At 75.2% G+C, this 15,889-nt stretch carries 17 protein-coding genes and 1 riboswitch; of the genes, 11 read left to right on the top strand and 6 right to left on the bottom strand.

Features of this window, described 5'->3' with window-relative positions; genetic code table 11:
- Positions 1 to 67 precede the first annotated feature (67 nt).
- Positions 68 to 943 carry a deoxyribonuclease IV gene (locus BJ982_RS31865; RefSeq protein ID WP_184886198.1) on the bottom strand — a complete coding sequence of 292 codons (876 nt, stop codon included), beginning with the start codon at positions 941 to 943 and terminating at the stop codon, positions 68 to 70.
- Positions 944 to 1,115: 172 nt separating this feature from the next.
- Between BJ982_RS31865 and uraD the strand changes: the two genes are divergently transcribed.
- From uraD to alc, 8 genes are read left to right on the top strand one after another with little or no spacing between them, the layout of a single operon-like run.
- Positions 1,116 to 1,646 (top strand): 2-oxo-4-hydroxy-4-carboxy-5-ureidoimidazoline decarboxylase, encoded by a 531-nt coding sequence (gene uraD / locus BJ982_RS31860; RefSeq protein ID WP_184886196.1) that lies wholly within the window; start codon positions 1,116 to 1,118, stop codon positions 1,644 to 1,646.
- Positions 1,643 to 1,966 (top strand): hydroxyisourate hydrolase, encoded by a 324-nt coding sequence (uraH, locus tag BJ982_RS31855; protein ID WP_184886194.1) that lies wholly within the window; start codon positions 1,643 to 1,645, stop codon positions 1,964 to 1,966. The genes uraD and uraH overlap by 4 nt, the downstream gene beginning before the upstream one ends.
- A gap of 2 nt (positions 1,967 to 1,968) precedes the next feature.
- The gene (gene pucL / locus BJ982_RS31850) at positions 1,969 to 2,844 is read left to right on the top strand and encodes a factor-independent urate hydroxylase (protein WP_184886192.1); all 876 of its coding nucleotides are present in this window, start codon (positions 1,969 to 1,971) and stop codon (positions 2,842 to 2,844) included.
- Between the two features lie 30 nt (positions 2,845 to 2,874).
- The gene (locus tag BJ982_RS31845) at positions 2,875 to 3,750 is read left to right on the top strand and encodes an FAD binding domain-containing protein (RefSeq protein ID WP_184886190.1); all 876 of its coding nucleotides are present in this window, start codon (positions 2,875 to 2,877) and stop codon (positions 3,748 to 3,750) included.
- Positions 3,741 to 4,214, top strand: coding sequence for a (2Fe-2S)-binding protein (locus BJ982_RS31840; RefSeq protein WP_184886189.1), 474 nt, complete (start codon positions 3,741 to 3,743; stop codon positions 4,212 to 4,214). Before BJ982_RS31845 ends, BJ982_RS31840 begins: the two co-directional genes overlap by 10 nt.
- Positions 4,211 to 5,629: an 8-oxoguanine deaminase gene (locus BJ982_RS31835; protein ID WP_373869611.1), complete on the top strand. Its 1,419-nt coding sequence runs from the start codon at positions 4,211 to 4,213 to the stop codon at positions 5,627 to 5,629. The genes BJ982_RS31840 and BJ982_RS31835 overlap by 4 nt, the downstream gene beginning before the upstream one ends.
- Positions 5,626 to 6,942, top strand: a complete 1,317-nt coding sequence (gene allB / locus BJ982_RS31830; RefSeq protein WP_184886187.1) for an allantoinase AllB — start codon at positions 5,626 to 5,628, stop codon at positions 6,940 to 6,942. Before BJ982_RS31835 ends, allB begins: the two co-directional genes overlap by 4 nt.
- A complete protein-coding gene (gene alc / locus BJ982_RS31825) occupies positions 6,939 to 8,024 on the top strand; it encodes an allantoicase (RefSeq protein ID WP_184886185.1) in 1,086 nt (361 codons plus the stop codon). The genes allB and alc overlap by 4 nt, the downstream gene beginning before the upstream one ends.
- Positions 8,025 to 8,057: 33 nt before the next feature.
- On the opposite strand, the gene pknB is transcribed toward alc, so the two are convergent.
- The 4 genes from pknB to thiO all read right to left on the bottom strand — a co-directional run bounded on the left by pknB (position 8,058) and on the right by thiO (position 12,304).
- On the bottom strand, positions 8,058 to 9,983 hold the full coding sequence (pknB, locus tag BJ982_RS31820; RefSeq protein ID WP_184886183.1) for a Stk1 family PASTA domain-containing Ser/Thr kinase: 1,926 nt from the start codon (positions 9,981 to 9,983) through the stop codon (positions 8,058 to 8,060).
- An 84-nt stretch (positions 9,984 to 10,067) separates the two neighbouring features.
- Positions 10,068 to 10,883, bottom strand: coding sequence for a thiazole synthase (locus BJ982_RS31815; protein WP_184886181.1), 816 nt, complete (start codon positions 10,881 to 10,883; stop codon positions 10,068 to 10,070).
- Position 10,884: 1 nt separating this feature from the next.
- The gene (gene thiS / locus BJ982_RS31810; protein ID WP_184886179.1) at positions 10,885 to 11,085 is read right to left on the bottom strand and encodes a sulfur carrier protein ThiS; all 201 of its coding nucleotides are present in this window, start codon (positions 11,083 to 11,085) and stop codon (positions 10,885 to 10,887) included.
- Between the two features lie 58 nt (positions 11,086 to 11,143).
- The gene (gene thiO, locus BJ982_RS31805) at positions 11,144 to 12,304 is read right to left on the bottom strand and encodes a glycine oxidase ThiO (RefSeq protein WP_184886177.1); all 1,161 of its coding nucleotides are present in this window, start codon (positions 12,302 to 12,304) and stop codon (positions 11,144 to 11,146) included.
- Positions 12,294 to 12,405: riboswitch (TPP riboswitch) on the bottom strand. Its footprint overlaps the gene before it by 11 nt.
- 137 nt (positions 12,406 to 12,542) lie before the next feature.
- On the opposite strand from thiO, the gene BJ982_RS31800 reads away from it, so the two are divergent.
- The 3 genes from BJ982_RS31800 to thiE are packed head-to-tail and all read left to right on the top strand — an operon-like array spanning position 12,543 to position 14,752.
- Positions 12,543 to 13,712, top strand: a complete 1,170-nt coding sequence (locus tag BJ982_RS31800) for an NAD(P)/FAD-dependent oxidoreductase (protein ID WP_184886175.1) — start codon at positions 12,543 to 12,545, stop codon at positions 13,710 to 13,712.
- 49 nt (positions 13,713 to 13,761) lie between these two features.
- Entirely contained in the window at positions 13,762 to 14,136 is a 375-nt protein-coding gene (locus tag BJ982_RS31795; protein WP_184886173.1) for an Rv2175c family DNA-binding protein, read from the top strand.
- The gene (gene thiE / locus BJ982_RS31790; RefSeq protein WP_184886171.1) at positions 14,114 to 14,752 is read left to right on the top strand and encodes a thiamine phosphate synthase; all 639 of its coding nucleotides are present in this window, start codon (positions 14,114 to 14,116) and stop codon (positions 14,750 to 14,752) included. The genes BJ982_RS31795 and thiE overlap by 23 nt, the downstream gene beginning before the upstream one ends.
- A 16-nt stretch (positions 14,753 to 14,768) precedes the next feature.
- On the opposite strand, the gene BJ982_RS31785 is transcribed toward thiE, so the two are convergent.
- Complete coding sequence (locus BJ982_RS31785) at positions 14,769 to 15,833, bottom strand: polyprenyl synthetase family protein (protein ID WP_184886169.1); 1,065 nt, start codon at positions 15,831 to 15,833, stop codon at positions 14,769 to 14,771.
- Positions 15,834 to 15,889 lie beyond the last annotated feature (56 nt).

Raw genomic sequence — 15,889 nt, 5'->3', positions numbered from 1 at the left:
GCGAGCACCCCGCCACCGGCCGTCCGCGGACCGGCAAGGCTTCCGGCCAGGACTTCCGGCAGGGGCTTCAGGCGAAGGCGGCGTCGCGGAGGCTCTTCAGGAGCAGGATGTCGGCGTGGTGGCCCTCGACCTTGCCGGGGGTCTCGATGCACAGCGGCACTCCGGCGGCGACCGGGTGGCGCATCAGCTCGCCGAACGCCGCCGCGCCGATCTGCCCGGCGCCGATGTTCTCGTGCCTGTCGCGCCCCGACCCGCAGGGGTCCTTGGAGTCGTTGGCGTGCAGCAGCTTCAGCCGCCCCGGGGCGATGGCGTGCAGCGCGTCCATCATCCGCGCCACCCCGCCGGGGGCGGCCAGGTCGTGCCCGGCGGCGAAGGCGTGACAGGTGTCCAGGCACACGTTGGCGCGCGGGTGGAACTCCAGCGCCTCCAGGTACGGCCCGAGTTCCTGCACGGTGGCGCACAGCATGTTGGCCTGGCCCGCCATCGGCTCCAGCAGCAGGTCGGGGCCGTCGTCGGGGATCTCCTCCAGCACCGGCAGCAGATGCTCGCGCACCTGCAGCAGGGCCTCCTCCCGCGACCGGCTGACCGCCGACCCGGTGTGCACGACCACGCCGAGCGCGCCGGTCTCCACGCCGCGCCGCAGCGCGTGCCGGATCGACGTCAGCGACTTCTCCAGCACGTCGGGGCTGGGCGAGCCCACGTTGACGAGGTAGGGCGTGTGGATGAACACCGGCAGAGGCGACTCGCGCAGCGCGGCGTCCTCCGCGGGTTTGCCCTCGGCGAGCGCCCAGCCGCGCGGGTTGGTCACGAAGACCTGGACGACCTCGGCCTCGATCTGGGCGGCGTACTTCAGGCCGCCCGTGGCGAGGCCGCCGGCCACCAGGACGTGGCCGCCGATCAGCGGGGTGGCCGGGGCCGGGGAAGGAGTGGAAGGTGTGGTCATGGTGGCCCACAGCTTAGGGGAGTCCACCCGGTGATCCGCCCCCGACCAGCGGTTTCCCCCGGTGTCGCCGCACGCTCTTGGAGCATGACACGAAAAGTCCTGGCCGAGCGTTGGCCCGCTTGGGAGCTCCTGCGGATGGACCGGGCCCGCCCCCGGCGATCTACTTGCTGCCATGCCGAAGGTGACGCCCGGCCTCGCGGGCCTGAACGCGCTCAGCCCGCCGCGCGCCGAGCGTGAACTGCTGGCCTGCTGCGCCTCCCGCGCGTTCGCCCGCGCCGTCGCCGCCGGCCGGCCCTACGGCGACGAGGCCGCCCTCACCGCCGCGGCCGACGCCGCCGTCCGCGCCCTGGCCTGGCCGGACGTCCTGGAGGCACTGGCCGCCCACCCGCGCGTCGGCGAGCCGGCCGGCGGACCGTCCCGCGCGGCGACCTGGTCGCGCGCGGAGCAGTCCGGCGCCGCCGGGGCCGACCGGCGGGTGCTGGCCGGCCTCGCCGCGGGCAACGCCCGGTACGAGGAGCGGTTCGGCCACGTCTACCTGGTCTGCGCCACCGGGCTGACGGCCGCCGCGATGCTGGACCGGCTGGAGGCCCGGCTGGGCAACGACGCCGAGGCCGAGCGCGCCGTCGTCAAGGAGGAGCTGGCCGCCATCACCCGCCTGCGCGTCGCCCGGCTGACCACGGACCCGGCGGGGGAGGCCCGATGAGCCTGTCCACCCACGTGCTGGACGCGAGTACCGGCCGTCCCGCCCGCGGCGTGGCCGTCGGCCTCCACCGGGGCGAGCGCCTGATCGCCGAGGGGGTGACCGGCGAGGACGGGCGCCTGAACGACTGGCTGCCCGACGGCGAGCCCGGCGCGGGCGTCCACCGCCTGGTCTTCCGCACCGGCGCCTACTTCGCCGGCAGGGGGGTGCGCACCTTCTACCCCGAGGTCGTGGTCACCTTCGCCGTAGAGGACCCCGGCGAGCACCACCACGTCCCCCTGCTGCTCAGCCCGTTCGCCTACTCCACCTACCGCGGGAGCTAGCCATGGCCGTCGTCCTCGGACCCAACCGCTACGGCAAGGCCGAGACCCGCGTCGTGCGCGTCACCCGCGACGGCGAGGCGCACCGGCTCAAGGACTGCACGGTCGGCGTCGCGCTGTCCGGCGACATGCGCGACGTCCACCTCACCGGCGACAACGCGGCCGTGCTGCCGACCGACACCCAGAAGAACACCGTCTACGCCTTCGCGGGCGAGCACGGGATCGGCGAGATCGAGGAGTTCGCCGGCCTGCTCGCCCGGCACTTCGTCGGCGGGCAGCCGTCGGTCCACCACGCGCGGGTCGCGGTGGAGGAGCACCGCTGGGAGCGCCACGGCCCGCACTCCTTCGCCCGCGCCTCCGCCGAGACCCGCACCTGCGTCGTCCACCACGACCGGGACGGCTCCACCACCGTGGTCTCGGGGCTGGAGGGGCTGGTGCTGCTGAACACCACCGGGTCGGAGTTCCACGGCTTCGCCCGCGACGCCTACACCACGCTCGCCCCCACCCACGACCGGGTCCTCGCCACCGCCGTCACCGCCCGCTGGCGGCACACGGCCCCACCGGACACGCCCGGCGGGTACGACTTCGGGGAGTCGCACGCGCGGGTGCGGCGCTGCCTGGCCGAGGCGTTCGCCGGCACCCACAGCCTGTCGCTGCAGCAGACCCTGTACGCCATGGGCTCCCGGGTGCTGGAGACCCGCCGCGAGATCTGCGAGATCCGGCTGTCCCTGCCCAACAAGCACCACTTCCTCGTGGACCTCACCCCGTTCGGCATGGACAACGACAACGAGGTGTACGTCGCCGCCGACCGCCCGTACGGGCTGATCGAGGGCACCGTGCTCGACGACGCCGCGCCCGCGCCCGGCCCGGCGTGGGACTAGCGGGCCACGGGAAACGACGAGGAGGACGCCATGGACTTCCTGCGGCCCGCCACCTGGGAGGAGGCCCTCGCCGCCAAGGCCCGGCGGCCGGACGCCGTGCCCCTGCTGGGCGGCACCGACGTGATGGTGGAGATCAACCTCGACGCGCGCAGACCGGCCGCGCTGCTCGACCTGACCGCGGTGCCGGGCCTCGCGGCCTGGGAGCGCGCGGTGGACGGGCGGCTGCGCGTCGGCGCCGGCGTGACCTACGCGCGCCTCATCGCCGAGCTCGGCGACCTCCTGCCCGGCCTGGCCCAGGCGGCGCGGACGGTCGGCTCGCCGCAGATCCGCAACCGGGGCACCGTCGCCGGAAACCTCGGCGCCGCCTCCCCGGCCGGGGACTCCCACCCGCCGCTGCTGGCCGGGGACGCCGTCGTGGAGGCCGAGTCCGCGGCGCGCGGCACCCGCATGATCCCGGCCGGCGACTTCTACCTCGGCGTCAAGCGCAGCGCCCTCGCCCCCGACGAGCTGATCCGCGCGTTCTGGGCGGCCCCGGCGAGCGGGCCGCAGTACTTCTCCAAGGTCGGCACCCGCAACGCCATGGTCATCGCGGTGTGCTCGTTCGCCATCGCCCTGCACCCGGCCGAGCGCCGCGTCGGCACCGGCGTCGGCTCGGCCGCCCCCACCCCGCGCCGCGCCCCGGAGGCCGAGCGGTTCCTCGCCGGGGAACTGGACTGGACGGGCGCCGCCCCGCTCGACGCCCGCGTCGCCGCCAGGTTCGGCGCGCTGGCGGCCCGGGCCGCCGCGCCGATCGACGACGTGCGCGGCACCGCGGACTACCGCCGCCACGCGATCGCGGTCATGGCCCGCCGCACGCTCACCTGGGCCTACGACGACTACCGGAAGAAGGCGGCGGAATGCGCGTGAACCTCACCGTCAACGGCAGGCGCGAGGCGGTGGACGGCGTCTGGGAGGGCGAGAGCCTGCTGTACGTGCTGCGCGAGCGCGTCGGCCTGCCCGGCGCCAAGAACGCCTGCGAGCAGGGGGAGTGCGGCTCGTGCACCGTCTACCTCGACGGGCTGCCCGTGTGCGCCTGCCTGGTCGCGGCCGGGCAGGCCGAGGGCCGCGAGGTGCGCACGATCGAGGGCCTGGCCGCCGGCGGCGGCCTGGACCCGGTGCAGCGGGCCTTCCTCGACCGCGGGGCCGTCCAGTGCGGCTTCTGCACCCCCGGGCTGATCGTCCAGGCCCACGACCTGCTGGCCCGCGTCCCCGACCCCACCGACGGGGAGATCCGCGAGGCCCTGGCCGGCAACCTGTGCCGCTGCACCGGCTACGAGAAGATCATCGAGGCCGTGCGCCTGGCCGCCGCGCGCAGGGCGGGCTCCGCGTGACGGCCCCGGACCCGGCGACGGCGCGTTCCCCCGGACCGTCCGGCGCGGGGGAGACCGTCATCGAGAACGTCGCCGTCGCCCCCGTCGCCGGGCCGGACATACGCCGCGGTTACCTGCACGTGCGCGACGGCCGGGTGGCCGCCCTGGGGGAGGGGCCGGCTCCCGCCCTGCCGGGCGCGGCGCGTGTCGACGGCGCGGGCTGCCTGGCCACCCCCGGCCTGGTGAACACCCACCACCACCTCTACCAGTGGGCCACCCAGGGCACGGCCCAGGACGCCCCGCTGTTCGGCTGGCTCACCGCGCTCTACCGGGTGTGGGCCGCGATGGACGCCGAGGTGGTGGGCGGCGCCGCCACGGCCGCGCTCGCCTGGCTCGCGCTGTCCGGCTGCACCACCACCACCGACCACCACTACGTCTTCCCCAAGGGCCGCGGCGACCTGTTCGCCGCGGAGATCGAGGCGGCCCGGTCGGTCGGCCTGCGCTTCCACCCCTGCCGCGGCTCGATGGACCGCGGGGCCTCCCAGGGCGGGCTGCCGCCGGACGAGGTCGTCGAGAGCCTGGAGGAGATCCTCGCCGCCACCGCCGAGGCCGTGGACGCCCACCACGACCCCGCGCCCGGTTCCATGCTGCGGGTCGCCGTCGCGCCCTGCTCGCCGTTCTCGGTCAGCGCCGACCTCATGACCGAGTCCGCCGCGCTGGCCCGGGACAAGGGCGTGCGCCTGCACACCCACCTGTGCGAGACGGCGGAGGAGGAACGGCACTGCGTCGAGCAGATGGGCTGCACGCCCGTCGACTACATGGAGAAGCTCGGCTGGCTCGGCCCCGACGTCTGGGTGGCGCACGCCGTCCACCTGCACGACCGCGACCTGGCCCGGTTCGCCGCCACCGGCACCGGCGTGGCGCACTGCCCGAGCTCCAACGGCAGGCTCGGCGCCGGGATCGCCCGGGTCGCCGAGATGCTGCGGGCCGGGGTCGCGGTCGGGCTCGGCGTGGACGGCGCCGCCTCCAGCGAGCTCACGCCGCTGGCCGGTGAGATGCGCCAGGCCCTGCTGTTCCAGCGCGCCCGGTACGGCCCGTCGGCGCTCACCGCGCGCCAGGCCCTGGAGGCGGCCACGCTCGGCGGCGCCCGCTGCCTGGGCCGGGAGGACGAGATCGGCTCGCTGGAGCCGGGCAAGCTCGCCGACGTCGTCCTGTGGCGCGTGGACGGCTTCGCCGCCGCCCTGGACGACCCCGTGTGCGCCCTCGTCTTCGGCGGCCGTCCCGAGGTCGCCCTGGCCCTGGTCGGCGGCAGGACCGTGGTGCGGGACGGCGAGCTGCGCACCGTCCCGCAGGACACCGCCGCCCGCCTGGGCGCCGACGCGCACCGCCGCCTCACCCGCCTGGCGGGCGACGTCCTCCCAGGGCCCCCCGGATGATCCCGCCGGCTCCCGAGGAGCGGTACGCGCTGGTCGTGCGGTCGCGGCGGGCGGTGCTGCCCGGCGGGGAGCGGCCCGCGGCGGTGGCGGTGCGCGACGGCAGGATCGCCGCGGTGCTGCCGTACGACCATCCGGCGGACGGCGCCGCGCGGGTGGACCTCGGCGCGGTGTGCCTGCTGCCCGGCCTGGTCGACACGCACGTGCACGTCAACGAGCCGGGCCGCACCGCGTGGGAGGGGTTCGCCACCGCGACCCGGGCGGCGGCGGCCGGGGGCGTGACGACGATCGTCGACATGCCCCTCAACTCGATCCCGCCGACGGTGGACACCGGCGCGCTCGCCGTCAAGCGGGCCGCGGCGGCCGGGCGGTGCGCCGTCGACGTCGGCTTCTGGGGCGGCGCGGTCCCCGGCAACACCGCCGCGCTGCGCCCGCTGCACGAGGCGGGGGTGCGCGGGTTCAAGTGCTTCCTGTCGCCGTCCGGGGTGGAGGAGTTCCCGCCGCTCGGCCCCGCGGGCCTGGCCGAGGCGATGCGCGAGGTGGCGTCCTTCGACGGGCTGCTGGTCGTCCACGCCGAGGATCCCACGCTGCTCACCCACCCCACCGGCCCGACATATCCGGAATTCCTGGCGTCGCGGCCGGGGGAGGCGGAACGCGCCGCCGTCGAACGGGTCATCGCGCTCGCCCGCGAGACCGGCGTACGCGCCCACATCCTGCACGTCTCCTCCGCCGCCTGCCTGGCCCCCCTGGAGGCCGCCCGGCGCGACGGCGTGCGCGTCACCGCCGAGACCTGCCCCCACTACCTCACCCTCACCGCCGACCAGGTGCGCGGCCCGGAGTTCAAGTGCTGCCCGCCCCTCAGGGACCGCGGCAACCGCGACCGGCTGTGGGACGGCCTGGCGGCGGGCACGCTCAGCTGCGTCGTCTCCGACCACTCGCCGTCCACCCCCGACCTGAAGGTGCCGGACTTCGCCGCCTCCTGGGGCGGCGTCTCCTCGCTGCAGGTCACCCTGCCCGCCGTCTGGACCGAGGCCCGCGCCCGCGGCCACACCCTGGCCGACGTCGTCCGGTGGATGTCCGAGGCCCCCGCCCGCCTGGCCGGGCTCGCGGGCAAGGGCGCGATCGCGGCGGGCCGGGACGCCGACCTGGTCGCCTTCGACGACACCGCCGCCTTCACCGTGGACGCCGCCCGCCTGCACCACCGCAACCCGATCACCCCGTACCACGGCCGTACGCTCACCGGCACGGTCCTGACCACCTGGCTTCGCGGCCGGGAACTGACCCCCGCCACCCCACCGACGGGAACCCTCCTATGACCCCCGCGCCCGGCACCCCGGACCCGGAGACGACATCCGCCCCCCACGAGCGGCCCCCGGGCCCCGCCGCCGTTTCCCGGCCACCCGAGCCCGGCCCCGCCGCCGTCCCCCGGCTGCCCGATCTGGCCTCGCGGTCCTACGGAGGGTCGGTCGTGGCCGCCAGCGACGAGTCGTTCGCCGAACGGCAGGCCCTCATCCTGCCGGGACGCCCGGCCTTCCGGCCCGGGACCTTCGGCGCGCGCGGGCAGGTGTACGACGGCTGGGAGACCCGGCGGCGGCGCGACGGCGGCCACGACTGGGCCCTGGTGCGGCTCGGCATGCCCGGCGTCGTCCGCCACGTCGTCATCGACACGGCCTGGTTCACCGGCAACTACCCGCCCTACGCCTCCGTGGACGCCTGCGCCGCCGAGGGATACCCCTCGCCGGGCGAGCTGCTCGCCGCCGCCTGGACCGAGATCGTGCCGCGCGGCCGGCTGACCGGCGACGCCGCGCACGGGTTCCCGGTCACCGACCCCCGCAGGTACACGCACGTGCGGCTGAACATCTTCCCCGACGGCGGCGTCGCCCGCCTGCGCGTCCACGGCGAGGTGGTCCCCGACCCGGCCCTGCTCGCCGGCCTGACGATCGACCTCGCCGCCCTGGAGAACGGCGCCCTGGTGACCGGCTGCTCGGACGACTTCTACTCCTCGCCCGTCAACGTGATCGCCCCCGGGCTGCCCCGCCACCAGGCCGAAGGCTGGGAGACCGCCCGCCGCCGCGACGGCGGCAACGACTGGCTCACCGTGCGCCTGGCCGTGCCGGGGGTGATCCAGGTCGCCGAGCTGGACACCACCAACCTGGTCTACAACGCCCCCGCCGCCGCCTCCCTCAAGGGGGCCGACCTGCGGGGCCGGGCCGCCGGGCCCCCCGACGCGCCCGGCGAGGCCGAGTGGTTCGAGCTGCTGCCGCCGACGCGCCTGCAGCCCGACACCCGCCACCGGTTCCGGCTCGCCGCCGCCCGCGCCGCCACCCACGTCCGCCTCGACATCCACCCCGACGGCGGCCTGGCCCGCCTGCGCCTCCACGGCGCCCCCGCCGCGTGACACGGCCCGGGCGATCGCCGCGGCGGGGCCCGGTCAGTGCCAGATGGTGATGCGGGTGCCGGCCGGGGCCTGACCCAGGGGGTTCTCCGCCACCACGGCGCCGGACCCGGCGATCTTCCGGACGTGCACCTTGAAGCCCGCGGTGCGCAGCTCGCGGCTGGCGTCGCCGACGCGCTTGAAGCGGACGTCGGGGATGGGGATGAGGGCCTGGCCGGGCTGGACGTTCTGTGGGTCCTGAGGGTTCTCCCACGGCCAGTGGAAGCCGCTGTCGGGGCCCTTGGAGCAGGTGAGCTGGACGGCCTGCCCGGCGGTGACCTCGGCGCGGGCGGCCGGGCTCTGGGCGATGACCGTGCCGGGCTGGGCGTTGTCGGTCTGCTGGACGATCGTGGGGGTGAACCCCTTGCCCCGCAGGAACGCCTCGGCCTGGTCGCACTGCATCTCGCTGACGTCCGGCATGAGCTGGCCGGCGCTCAGCACGATCTGGACCGTGCCGCCCTCCTTGATCCGCGTGCCGACCTGGGGGCTGGTGCGCAGCACCAGGCCGCGCTGCACGGTGTCGCTCGGCACCCTGCTCACGGCGCCCGCGGTCAGCCCGGCCTCGGAGATCTTGCTGCGCGCGTCCGCCTCGGACAGGTTCACGACGTTCGGCACCGCGATCTTGCGGGGCCCCGCCGAGGGGATCAGGGTGATGACCGAGCCCCGGACGACCTCGCGGCCGGACTCGGGGTCGGTGCGCAGCACCTTGTCCTCGCCGAGCTCCTGGTCGTTCTCGGGCTTGCCGATCTTGACGGCGAATCCCTGTTTCTCGGCCTCGGCCTTGGCCACGCTGATGTTGATGCGCAGCAGGTCGGGGACCTGGGTGTACCGGCCCTCGGAGAACCACCAGCCGGTGACGGCGATGGCGGCGACCATGACGGTGGCCAGCCCGACGATGAACCAGATCGGGCGCACGCGCCGGCGGGCGCGGTGGCCCTCGGCGGCGGGCGCGGCCCCGGGCGAGGTGAGCATCTCGGTGCGGGACTGGACGAGCGTGGGGTTGGCGGGCGGCACCGGGGCGGCGGGGGAGGTGTGGGAGGTGGCGGCCGTGGGGGCGGGCTTCGGGCCGGCGTCGCGCGGCAGCGTGCGGTGGGCCTCGACGGCCGCCACGAGCAGCGCGGTGGCGTCGGCGGGGCGGCCGCCGGGGTCGCGGTCGGTGGCCGACAGCACGAGCCTGTCGAGCTGGACCGGGCCGCCGGGCACCACGGAGGACGGGGCGGGCACGCGGTCGTGCACGTGGCGGTAGGCCACCGACATCGGGGTCTCGCCCTCGTACGGCTGCTTCCCGGTGAGCAGCTCGAACAGCATGACCCCGGCGGCGTAGACGTCGCTGCGCGCGTCGGCGACCCCGGAGGTGACCTGCTCGGGCGACATGTACGCGATCGTGCCGATCATGACGCCGGTGCGGGTCTGCCGCCCGGCCTCGATGGCGCGGGCGAGCCCGAAGTCCACGACCTTGACCCGGCCGTCGTCGCTCAGCAGCACGTTCTCGGGCTTGACGTCGCGGTGGACCATGCCCGCCTGGTGCGCGGCCCCGAGCGCGGCCAGCACCGGGATCATGATCTCCAGCGCCTCGCGGGCGGGCAGGCGGCCGCGCTCGCGCAGCACGTCGCGCAGGGTGCGCCCCGGGACGTACTCCATGGAGAGGTAGACGTGGCCGCCGTCGGTGCCCTGGTCGAAGACGTGCACGATGTTGGGGTGCGACAGGCTGGCCACGGACTTGGCCTCGCCGATGAAACGGCGCACGAAATCGGGGTCCTCGGCCAGCGAGCGGTGCATGACCTTCAGCGCCACCGTGCGGTCGAGCCGGATGTCCATGGCCAGGTAGACGGCGGCCATGCCACCGCGGGCGATGCGCGACTCAACGCGGTAGCGCCCGTCCAGCAGCCGCCCTACGAGGGGGTCCGCAACCGTCGTGTCCACGGGAGTGAGTTTACGGGCGGTTTGCCAGGACGAGGGCAAGCACATCCCAAACCGATGCCGACATGTTCTCCCGTCAGGAAGGGCTCATCCGAGCGCGCCCCGCGTGACCGCGGGCGAGGACGCCTCAGCGTACCGCCGCCGGGGGATCCTGCCCGCCAGGCGCGCCATGCGGCCCGCCGAGACCGCGTGCCGCATCGCCGTGGCCATGAGCGCGGGCCTGCGCGCCCGGGTGACGGCGCTGGCCAGCAGCACCGCGTCGCAGCCCAGCTCCATCGCCTGGGCGGCGTCGCTGGCCGTGCCCACGCCGGCGTCCAGGATGACCGGGACGCCCGCCGCCTCGACGATGAGCTCGATGTTGTGCGGGTTGCGGATGCCGAGACCCGAGCCGATGGGGGAGCCGAGCGGCATGACGGCGGCGCAGCCCGCCTGTTCGAGCCGCCGGGCGAGCGCGGGGTCGTCGCCGATGTACGGCAGCACGATGAAACCGTCGGCGACCAGGCGCTCGGCGGCGTCGAAGGTCTCGATCGGGTCGGGCAGCAGGGTGCGCTCGTCGCTGATGACCTCCAGCTTGACCCAGGAGGTGCCGAGGGCCTCGCGGGCCAGGCGCGCGGTCAGCACGGCCTCGCCGGCGGTGTAGCAGCCCGCCGTGTTGGGGAGCACCTTCACGCCCCGGGCGCGCAGCACGTCCAGCACCGAGCCGGCGGCGGCCGGGTCGAGCCGGCGCATGGCGACGGTGGTCATCTCGGTGCCGGAGGCCGCCAGCGCCTCGTCCAGCACCTCCAGCGAGGGGGCGCCGCCGGTCCCCATGATGAGGCGGGAGGAGAACTTCTCGCCGCCGAGCTCCAGCACGTCGTCCGCGAGGGCGTCGGCGCCGGTCGTGGTGCCCGTCGTGGTCGTCATCTCAGCCACCCTGCACCGCCGTGAGGACCTCGACCCGGTCGTTCTCGCCGAGCGTGGTGGACGGCCAGGCGCCGCGCCGCACCACCTCGTCGTTCACCGCCACCGCCACCCCGGACGAGGCCGAGGTGAGCGCCTGGACGGCCTGGGCGACGGTGGCGCCGTCGGGCAGCTCGCAGGGGTTGCCGTTGATCGTCACGTTCATGGTCGTTCACGGGGGCCGGGGGCGCCCCGATCCTCCTTGTCGTCGAAGGTGGGCCGCGTCATCGATGGCGGGCGGCGGCGAAGGCGGCGTGGGTCACGTCGCCGCCGAAGCGCAGCGGCGAGCAGACCTCCGCCTCCCGCGCGTAGGGGCCGGGGCCGCCGTCCAGCTCGGCCATGAGCATGGCGGCGGTCAGCGGGGCGAGCAGGACGCCGCCGCGGTGGTGTCCGGTGGCGAGCAGCAGGCCCTCCATCGCCGCGGGCCCGAGCACGGGCAGATTGTCGGGCGTGCCGGGGCGCAGGCCCGCGCACACGTCGGCGACCTCCAGCTCGGTCACGCCGGGGACCAGCTCGCGCGCGTCGCGCAGCAGCTCCCACAGGCCGCCGGCGGTCACGCGGGTGTCGAAGCCCATCTCCTCCTGGGTGGCGCCGAGCACGATCTCGCCGTCGCCGCGCGGCACCAGGTAGGCGCTGGACCCGTGGACCACGCCGCGCACACAGCGCCGCAGGAACCCGGGGGCGCCGTGCAGGCGCATGATCTGCCCCTTCACCGGGCGCACGGGCGGCAGGACGCCGGGCGGCAGCCCTTCCAGCGAGCCCGACCACGCCCCGGCGGCCAGCACGACACGGTCGGCGGCGATCACCCGTCCCCCGCGCAGGCGCACCCCGCGCGCGGCGCCCCCCTCGACCGCCAGGCCGGCGACGTGCTCGGCGACCACGGCCGCGCCGCGGCGCGCCAGCGCGGCGAGCAGGGCGGCGGTGACCCGGCGCGGGTCCACCCACGCGTCGCCGGAGGCCAGCAGGCCGCCGCGCACGGCCGGGGCGAGCATCGGCTCGGCCCGGCGGCACTCGCGCCCGGTCAGGCGCTCGACGCGCAGCCCGAGCCCCTCCATGAACGCGGCCGTCTCGTCCAGGGCGGTCAGGTCGTCGGCGCCGAACGCGACGTCCAGGGTGCCCTCGGCGCGGTGGTCGACGTCCACGCCGGACTCGCGGGCCAGCTCGGCGGCGAAGGAGGGCCACAGCTCCAGGGAGGCGAGGCCGAGCCGCAGCAGGGGCTCTTCGGTGTAGGAGACCTCGCTGACCGGGGCGAGCATGCCCGCGGCGGCGTGCGTGGCCCCCGAGCCGGGGGAGGGGTCGGCGACGGTGACCGCGTGACCGGCCTGCGCGGCGCGCCAGGCCACCGAGAGGCCGGCCACGCCGCCGCCGACGACGACCACATCCATGCTCGCTCCCTTCGCCGGCATGATCCGGATCAGGTCTTTGCGGTCGAGGGCCGCCAGCCCTCCTCTCAGCCCGGTCTCGCCGGACTCCCGCGCGTCTGACGCCCCAAGCCTATTCCTGCCGGGGTACGCCGTGCGCACCGGCTTGAGTGTTCTCATCACTTACCGTGTGGAGTAGTGAGCCGATTCGTTACCAAATCGCCGTTGGCGAGTGACCCGGCTGGCCGCTTACTGTCGGGTTGTGAATCATGTCGTGGTAGTGGGCGCCGGGCTGGCCGGCGTGCGGAGTGTCGAAGCGCTGCGGGCGCGCGGGTACCACGGGCGCGTCACACTGGTGGGCGACGAGGGTCACCGTCCCTACGATCGGCCGCCGTTGTCCAAGGCCGTGCTCGCCGGGGGCCTGGACTCGACCGTGGTGGACTCCGACCTCGGGGCCCTGGACATCGACCTGCGCACCAATGTGGCCGCCAAGGGCCTGCGCCCGGGCGTCGTCGAGACGACCGAGGGCGAGCTGGAGTTCGACGGGCTGGTCATCGCCACCGGCGCCGCCCCGATACGGCTGAGGGGGGACGGGCCCCAGCACACCTTGCGCACCATCGACGACGCGCTGGACCTGCGCGCCCGCCTGCTCCCCGGAGCCCGGGTCGTGGTCGTCGGGGCGGGCTGGATCGGCGCCGAGGTCGCCACCGCCGCGCGCCGCGCCGGCTGTGAGGTGACCGTCGTCGAGGCCGCCGCCTCGCCGCTCGCCGTGGCCCTCGGCACCGAGGTCGGCGGCCACACCGCGGCCTGGTACGCCGAGGCGGGCATCGCCCTCAGGCTCGGCGTGATGGTCGGCTCGGTGGACCCCGGCGGGCTCACGCTGGTGGACGGCACCTGGATCCCGGCGGACCTGGTGGTGACCGGCGTCGGCGTGCGCCCGGCCGTCGGGTGGCTCGCCGGGTCGGGCGTCGCGCTGGACAACGGCGTCCTCGTCGACGAGCACCTGCGCACGTCTTTGGACGGCGTCGTCGCGGCCGGCGACTGCGCCAACTGGTGGTCGCGCCGCTTCGGCCGCCGCCTGCGGGTCGAGCACTGGGACACCGCGCTGCACTCCCCGGAGACCGCCGTCGCCACCCTGCTCGGCCAGACCGCCGTCTACGACCCCGTGCCGTATTTCTGGTCAGAACAATTCGGTCACATGCTCCAGTACGCCGGCCACCACGCCGGGGCCCGGCTGGTCATGCGCGGCGACCCCGCGTCGGCGCCGAAATGGGCGGCCCTCTGGCTGACCAAGGACGACCGCCTGTCCGCGATATTCACCGTCGACCTGCCGCGTGACCTGGTGCAGGGCCGCCGGATCGTCGAGGGGGGGCAAAGGCTCGATGTGAATCGGGCGAAAGACCCATCGATACCCTTGCGCGACTGCTTGTGACCCCTGTGGGGGTGTTTCAGACCAGCCGTGACGTGGTAATTGTGGACTCGTGACGCTTTCTGTTGCACAGATCGACCGGGAAACCGACCAGCTCGTAGGGGAATGGCTCCCCCTCTCGGAGGTTGGCGTCCGGCTGGGGCTCAGCTCCGGGCGCGCCAAGCAGCTCCTGAAGGACAAGAAGCTCCTCGGCGTCCGCAGGGGCGGCCCGGAGCCCGAGGTGCCGGCGGTCTTCATCGCCGGCGACGACGTGCTGAAGGGTCTCCCCGGCACGCTCACCGTCCTCGCCGACGCGGGATACGACGACGTCGAGTCCCTGCGCTGGCTGTTCACGCCCGACGACTCCCTGCCGGGGGCGCCGGTCGAGGCGATCCGCGCGGGCCGGCACACCGAGGTGAAGCGGCGTGCCCAAGCGCTCGCTTTCTGACGCGCGGCTCTATCTCTGCACCGACGGCCGCCGGCGCCAGGGCGACCTGGAGGACTTCCTGGACGCCGTGCTCGCCGGCGGCGTGGACATCGTCCAGCTCCGCGAGAAGGGCCTGGAGGCCCGGCAGGAACTCGCGCTGCTGGAGGTGTTCCGCGACGCCTGCGACAGGCACGGGGCCCTGCTGGCGGTCAACGACCGCGCCGACATCGCCTACGCCGCCCGCCCCGACGTGCTCCACCTCGGGCAGGACGATCTGCCCGTGCCCGTGGCGCGCGCCATCCTCGGGCCGGACGTCGTCATCGGGCGCTCCACGCACAGCGACGCCGAGGCGTCGGCGGCGGCCGTCGAGCCGGGCGTCGACTACTTCTGCTGCGGGCCGGTGTGGCCCACGCCGACCAAGCCCGGGCGTCCCGCGCCCGGGCCCGGCCTGCTGAAGCACGCGGCCTCGCTGGGCACGGAACGCCCCTGGTTCGGCATCGGCGGCATCGGCCTGGACACGCTGGACGAGGTGCTCTCCTACGGCGTGTCACGGGTGGTGGTCGTGCGGGCCGTCACCGAGGCCGAGGACCCCGGCGCGGCGGCGGCGGAGTTCGCGCGGCGGCTGCGGGCGCCCTGACGCCCGCGGCCCCGGGTCAGCTCCGGCGCGCGGTCGCGGCGACGGCCAGCTCCTCCAGGGCCCGCCGCGCCTCGGGCGTGATCGGCGCGCGCTCCAGCGAGCTCAGCGCGTCGTCGAGGTACCGCTTGATCATCTCCTCGCCGGCCGCGAGCGCCCCGGTGTCCTCGATGATCGCCCGCAGCCGCCCGACGCCCTCCTGGTCCAGGGCGGGGTCGCCGAGCAGGCGCCGCACGTCGGCGGCCTGGCGCTCGGAGGCCGCCGACAGGGTGCGCGCGATCAGCATGGTGCGCTTGCCCTCGCGCAGGTCGTCGCCCGCGGGCTTGCCGGTCTCGGCCGGGTTGCCGAAGACGCCGAGGATGTCGTCGCGCAGCTGGAAGGCGATGCCGACCTTGTGCCCGTACTGCACGCACAGCCGGTCGATCCAGGGCTCCTGCCGGCGGGCGGCGAGCACCAGGCCGAGCCGCAGGGGCTGCTCGACGGAGTACTTGCCGCTCTTGTGCAGCGCCACGCGCAAAGCGCTCTCGAAGGTGCTCTCGCCGTGCGCCTGTTCGAGGAGGTCCAGGTACTGACCGCACATCAGCTCGGTCCGCATGAGGTCGTGAACGGGCTCGGCGGCGGCCAGTGCCTCGGCGGGCAGGCCGCTGGCCCGCCACATCTCGCTCGACCAGACCAGCAGCAGGCTGCCGAGCAGGACGGCGGCCCCCTCGCCGAACCTGGCAGGGGAGCCGCGCCATCCGGCCTCCTCGTGCATCGCCTCGAACCGCTTGTGCGCGGAGGGCCTGCCTCTGCGCAGGTCGCTGGAATCCATCACGTCGTCATGGATCAAGGCGCTGGCCTGGAGCAACTCCAGCGACGCGGCGGCGGCGCAGATCTCGGGGCCGTCCTCTCCGCCCGCCCCGCGCCACCCCCAGTAACAGAACGCGGGACGCAGCCGCTTGCCGCCGGCCAGGAAGTCCTCCGCCGCGGTCAGCAGGGGAGCGAGGTCGGGGCCGCCGACCAGAGGCCGCTGCCGCTCCACGAACGCCCGCAGCCTGCGGTCCACCTCGGTGCGAAAGGAGTCCCACTGGAAGGAAGGGGTCATGCTCCGAGATTAGTGGTCGCTTGCTGACGTACTGATTACCCGCCCCTCACTTGCGG

This window comes from Sphaerisporangium siamense, from assembly GCF_014205275.1.
GTDB lineage: Bacteria > Actinomycetota > Actinomycetes > Streptosporangiales > Streptosporangiaceae > Sphaerisporangium > Sphaerisporangium siamense.
This window is presented reverse-complemented; position numbering and strand designations above follow the sequence as displayed.

Bases quoted from the DNA above. Each gene is read 5' to 3' on its own strand.
- BJ982_RS31865 (WP_184886198.1), bottom strand. From the start codon at position 943: ATGACCACACCTTCCACTCCTTCCCCGGCCCCGGCCACCCCGCTGATC.
- uraD (WP_184886196.1), top strand. From the start codon at position 1,116: ATGCCGAAGGTGACGCCCGGCCTCGCGGGCCTGAACGCGCTCAGCCCG.
- uraH (WP_184886194.1), top strand. From the start codon at position 1,643: ATGAGCCTGTCCACCCACGTGCTGGACGCGAGTACCGGCCGTCCCGCC.
- pucL (WP_184886192.1), top strand. From the start codon at position 1,969: ATGGCCGTCGTCCTCGGACCCAACCGCTACGGCAAGGCCGAGACCCGC.
- BJ982_RS31845 (WP_184886190.1), top strand. From the start codon at position 2,875: ATGGACTTCCTGCGGCCCGCCACCTGGGAGGAGGCCCTCGCCGCCAAG.
- BJ982_RS31840 (WP_184886189.1), top strand. From the start codon at position 3,741: ATGCGCGTGAACCTCACCGTCAACGGCAGGCGCGAGGCGGTGGACGGC.
- allB (WP_184886187.1), top strand. From the start codon at position 5,626: ATGATCCCGCCGGCTCCCGAGGAGCGGTACGCGCTGGTCGTGCGGTCG.
- alc (WP_184886185.1), top strand. From the start codon at position 6,939: ATGACCCCCGCGCCCGGCACCCCGGACCCGGAGACGACATCCGCCCCC.
- BJ982_RS31815 (WP_184886181.1), bottom strand. From the start codon at position 10,883: ATGACGACCACGACGGGCACCACGACCGGCGCCGACGCCCTCGCGGAC.
- thiS (WP_184886179.1), bottom strand. From the start codon at position 11,085: ATGAACGTGACGATCAACGGCAACCCCTGCGAGCTGCCCGACGGCGCC.
- thiO (WP_184886177.1), bottom strand. From the start codon at position 12,304: ATGGATGTGGTCGTCGTCGGCGGCGGCGTGGCCGGCCTCTCGGTGGCC.
- BJ982_RS31785 (WP_184886169.1), bottom strand. From the start codon at position 15,833: ATGACCCCTTCCTTCCAGTGGGACTCCTTTCGCACCGAGGTGGACCGC.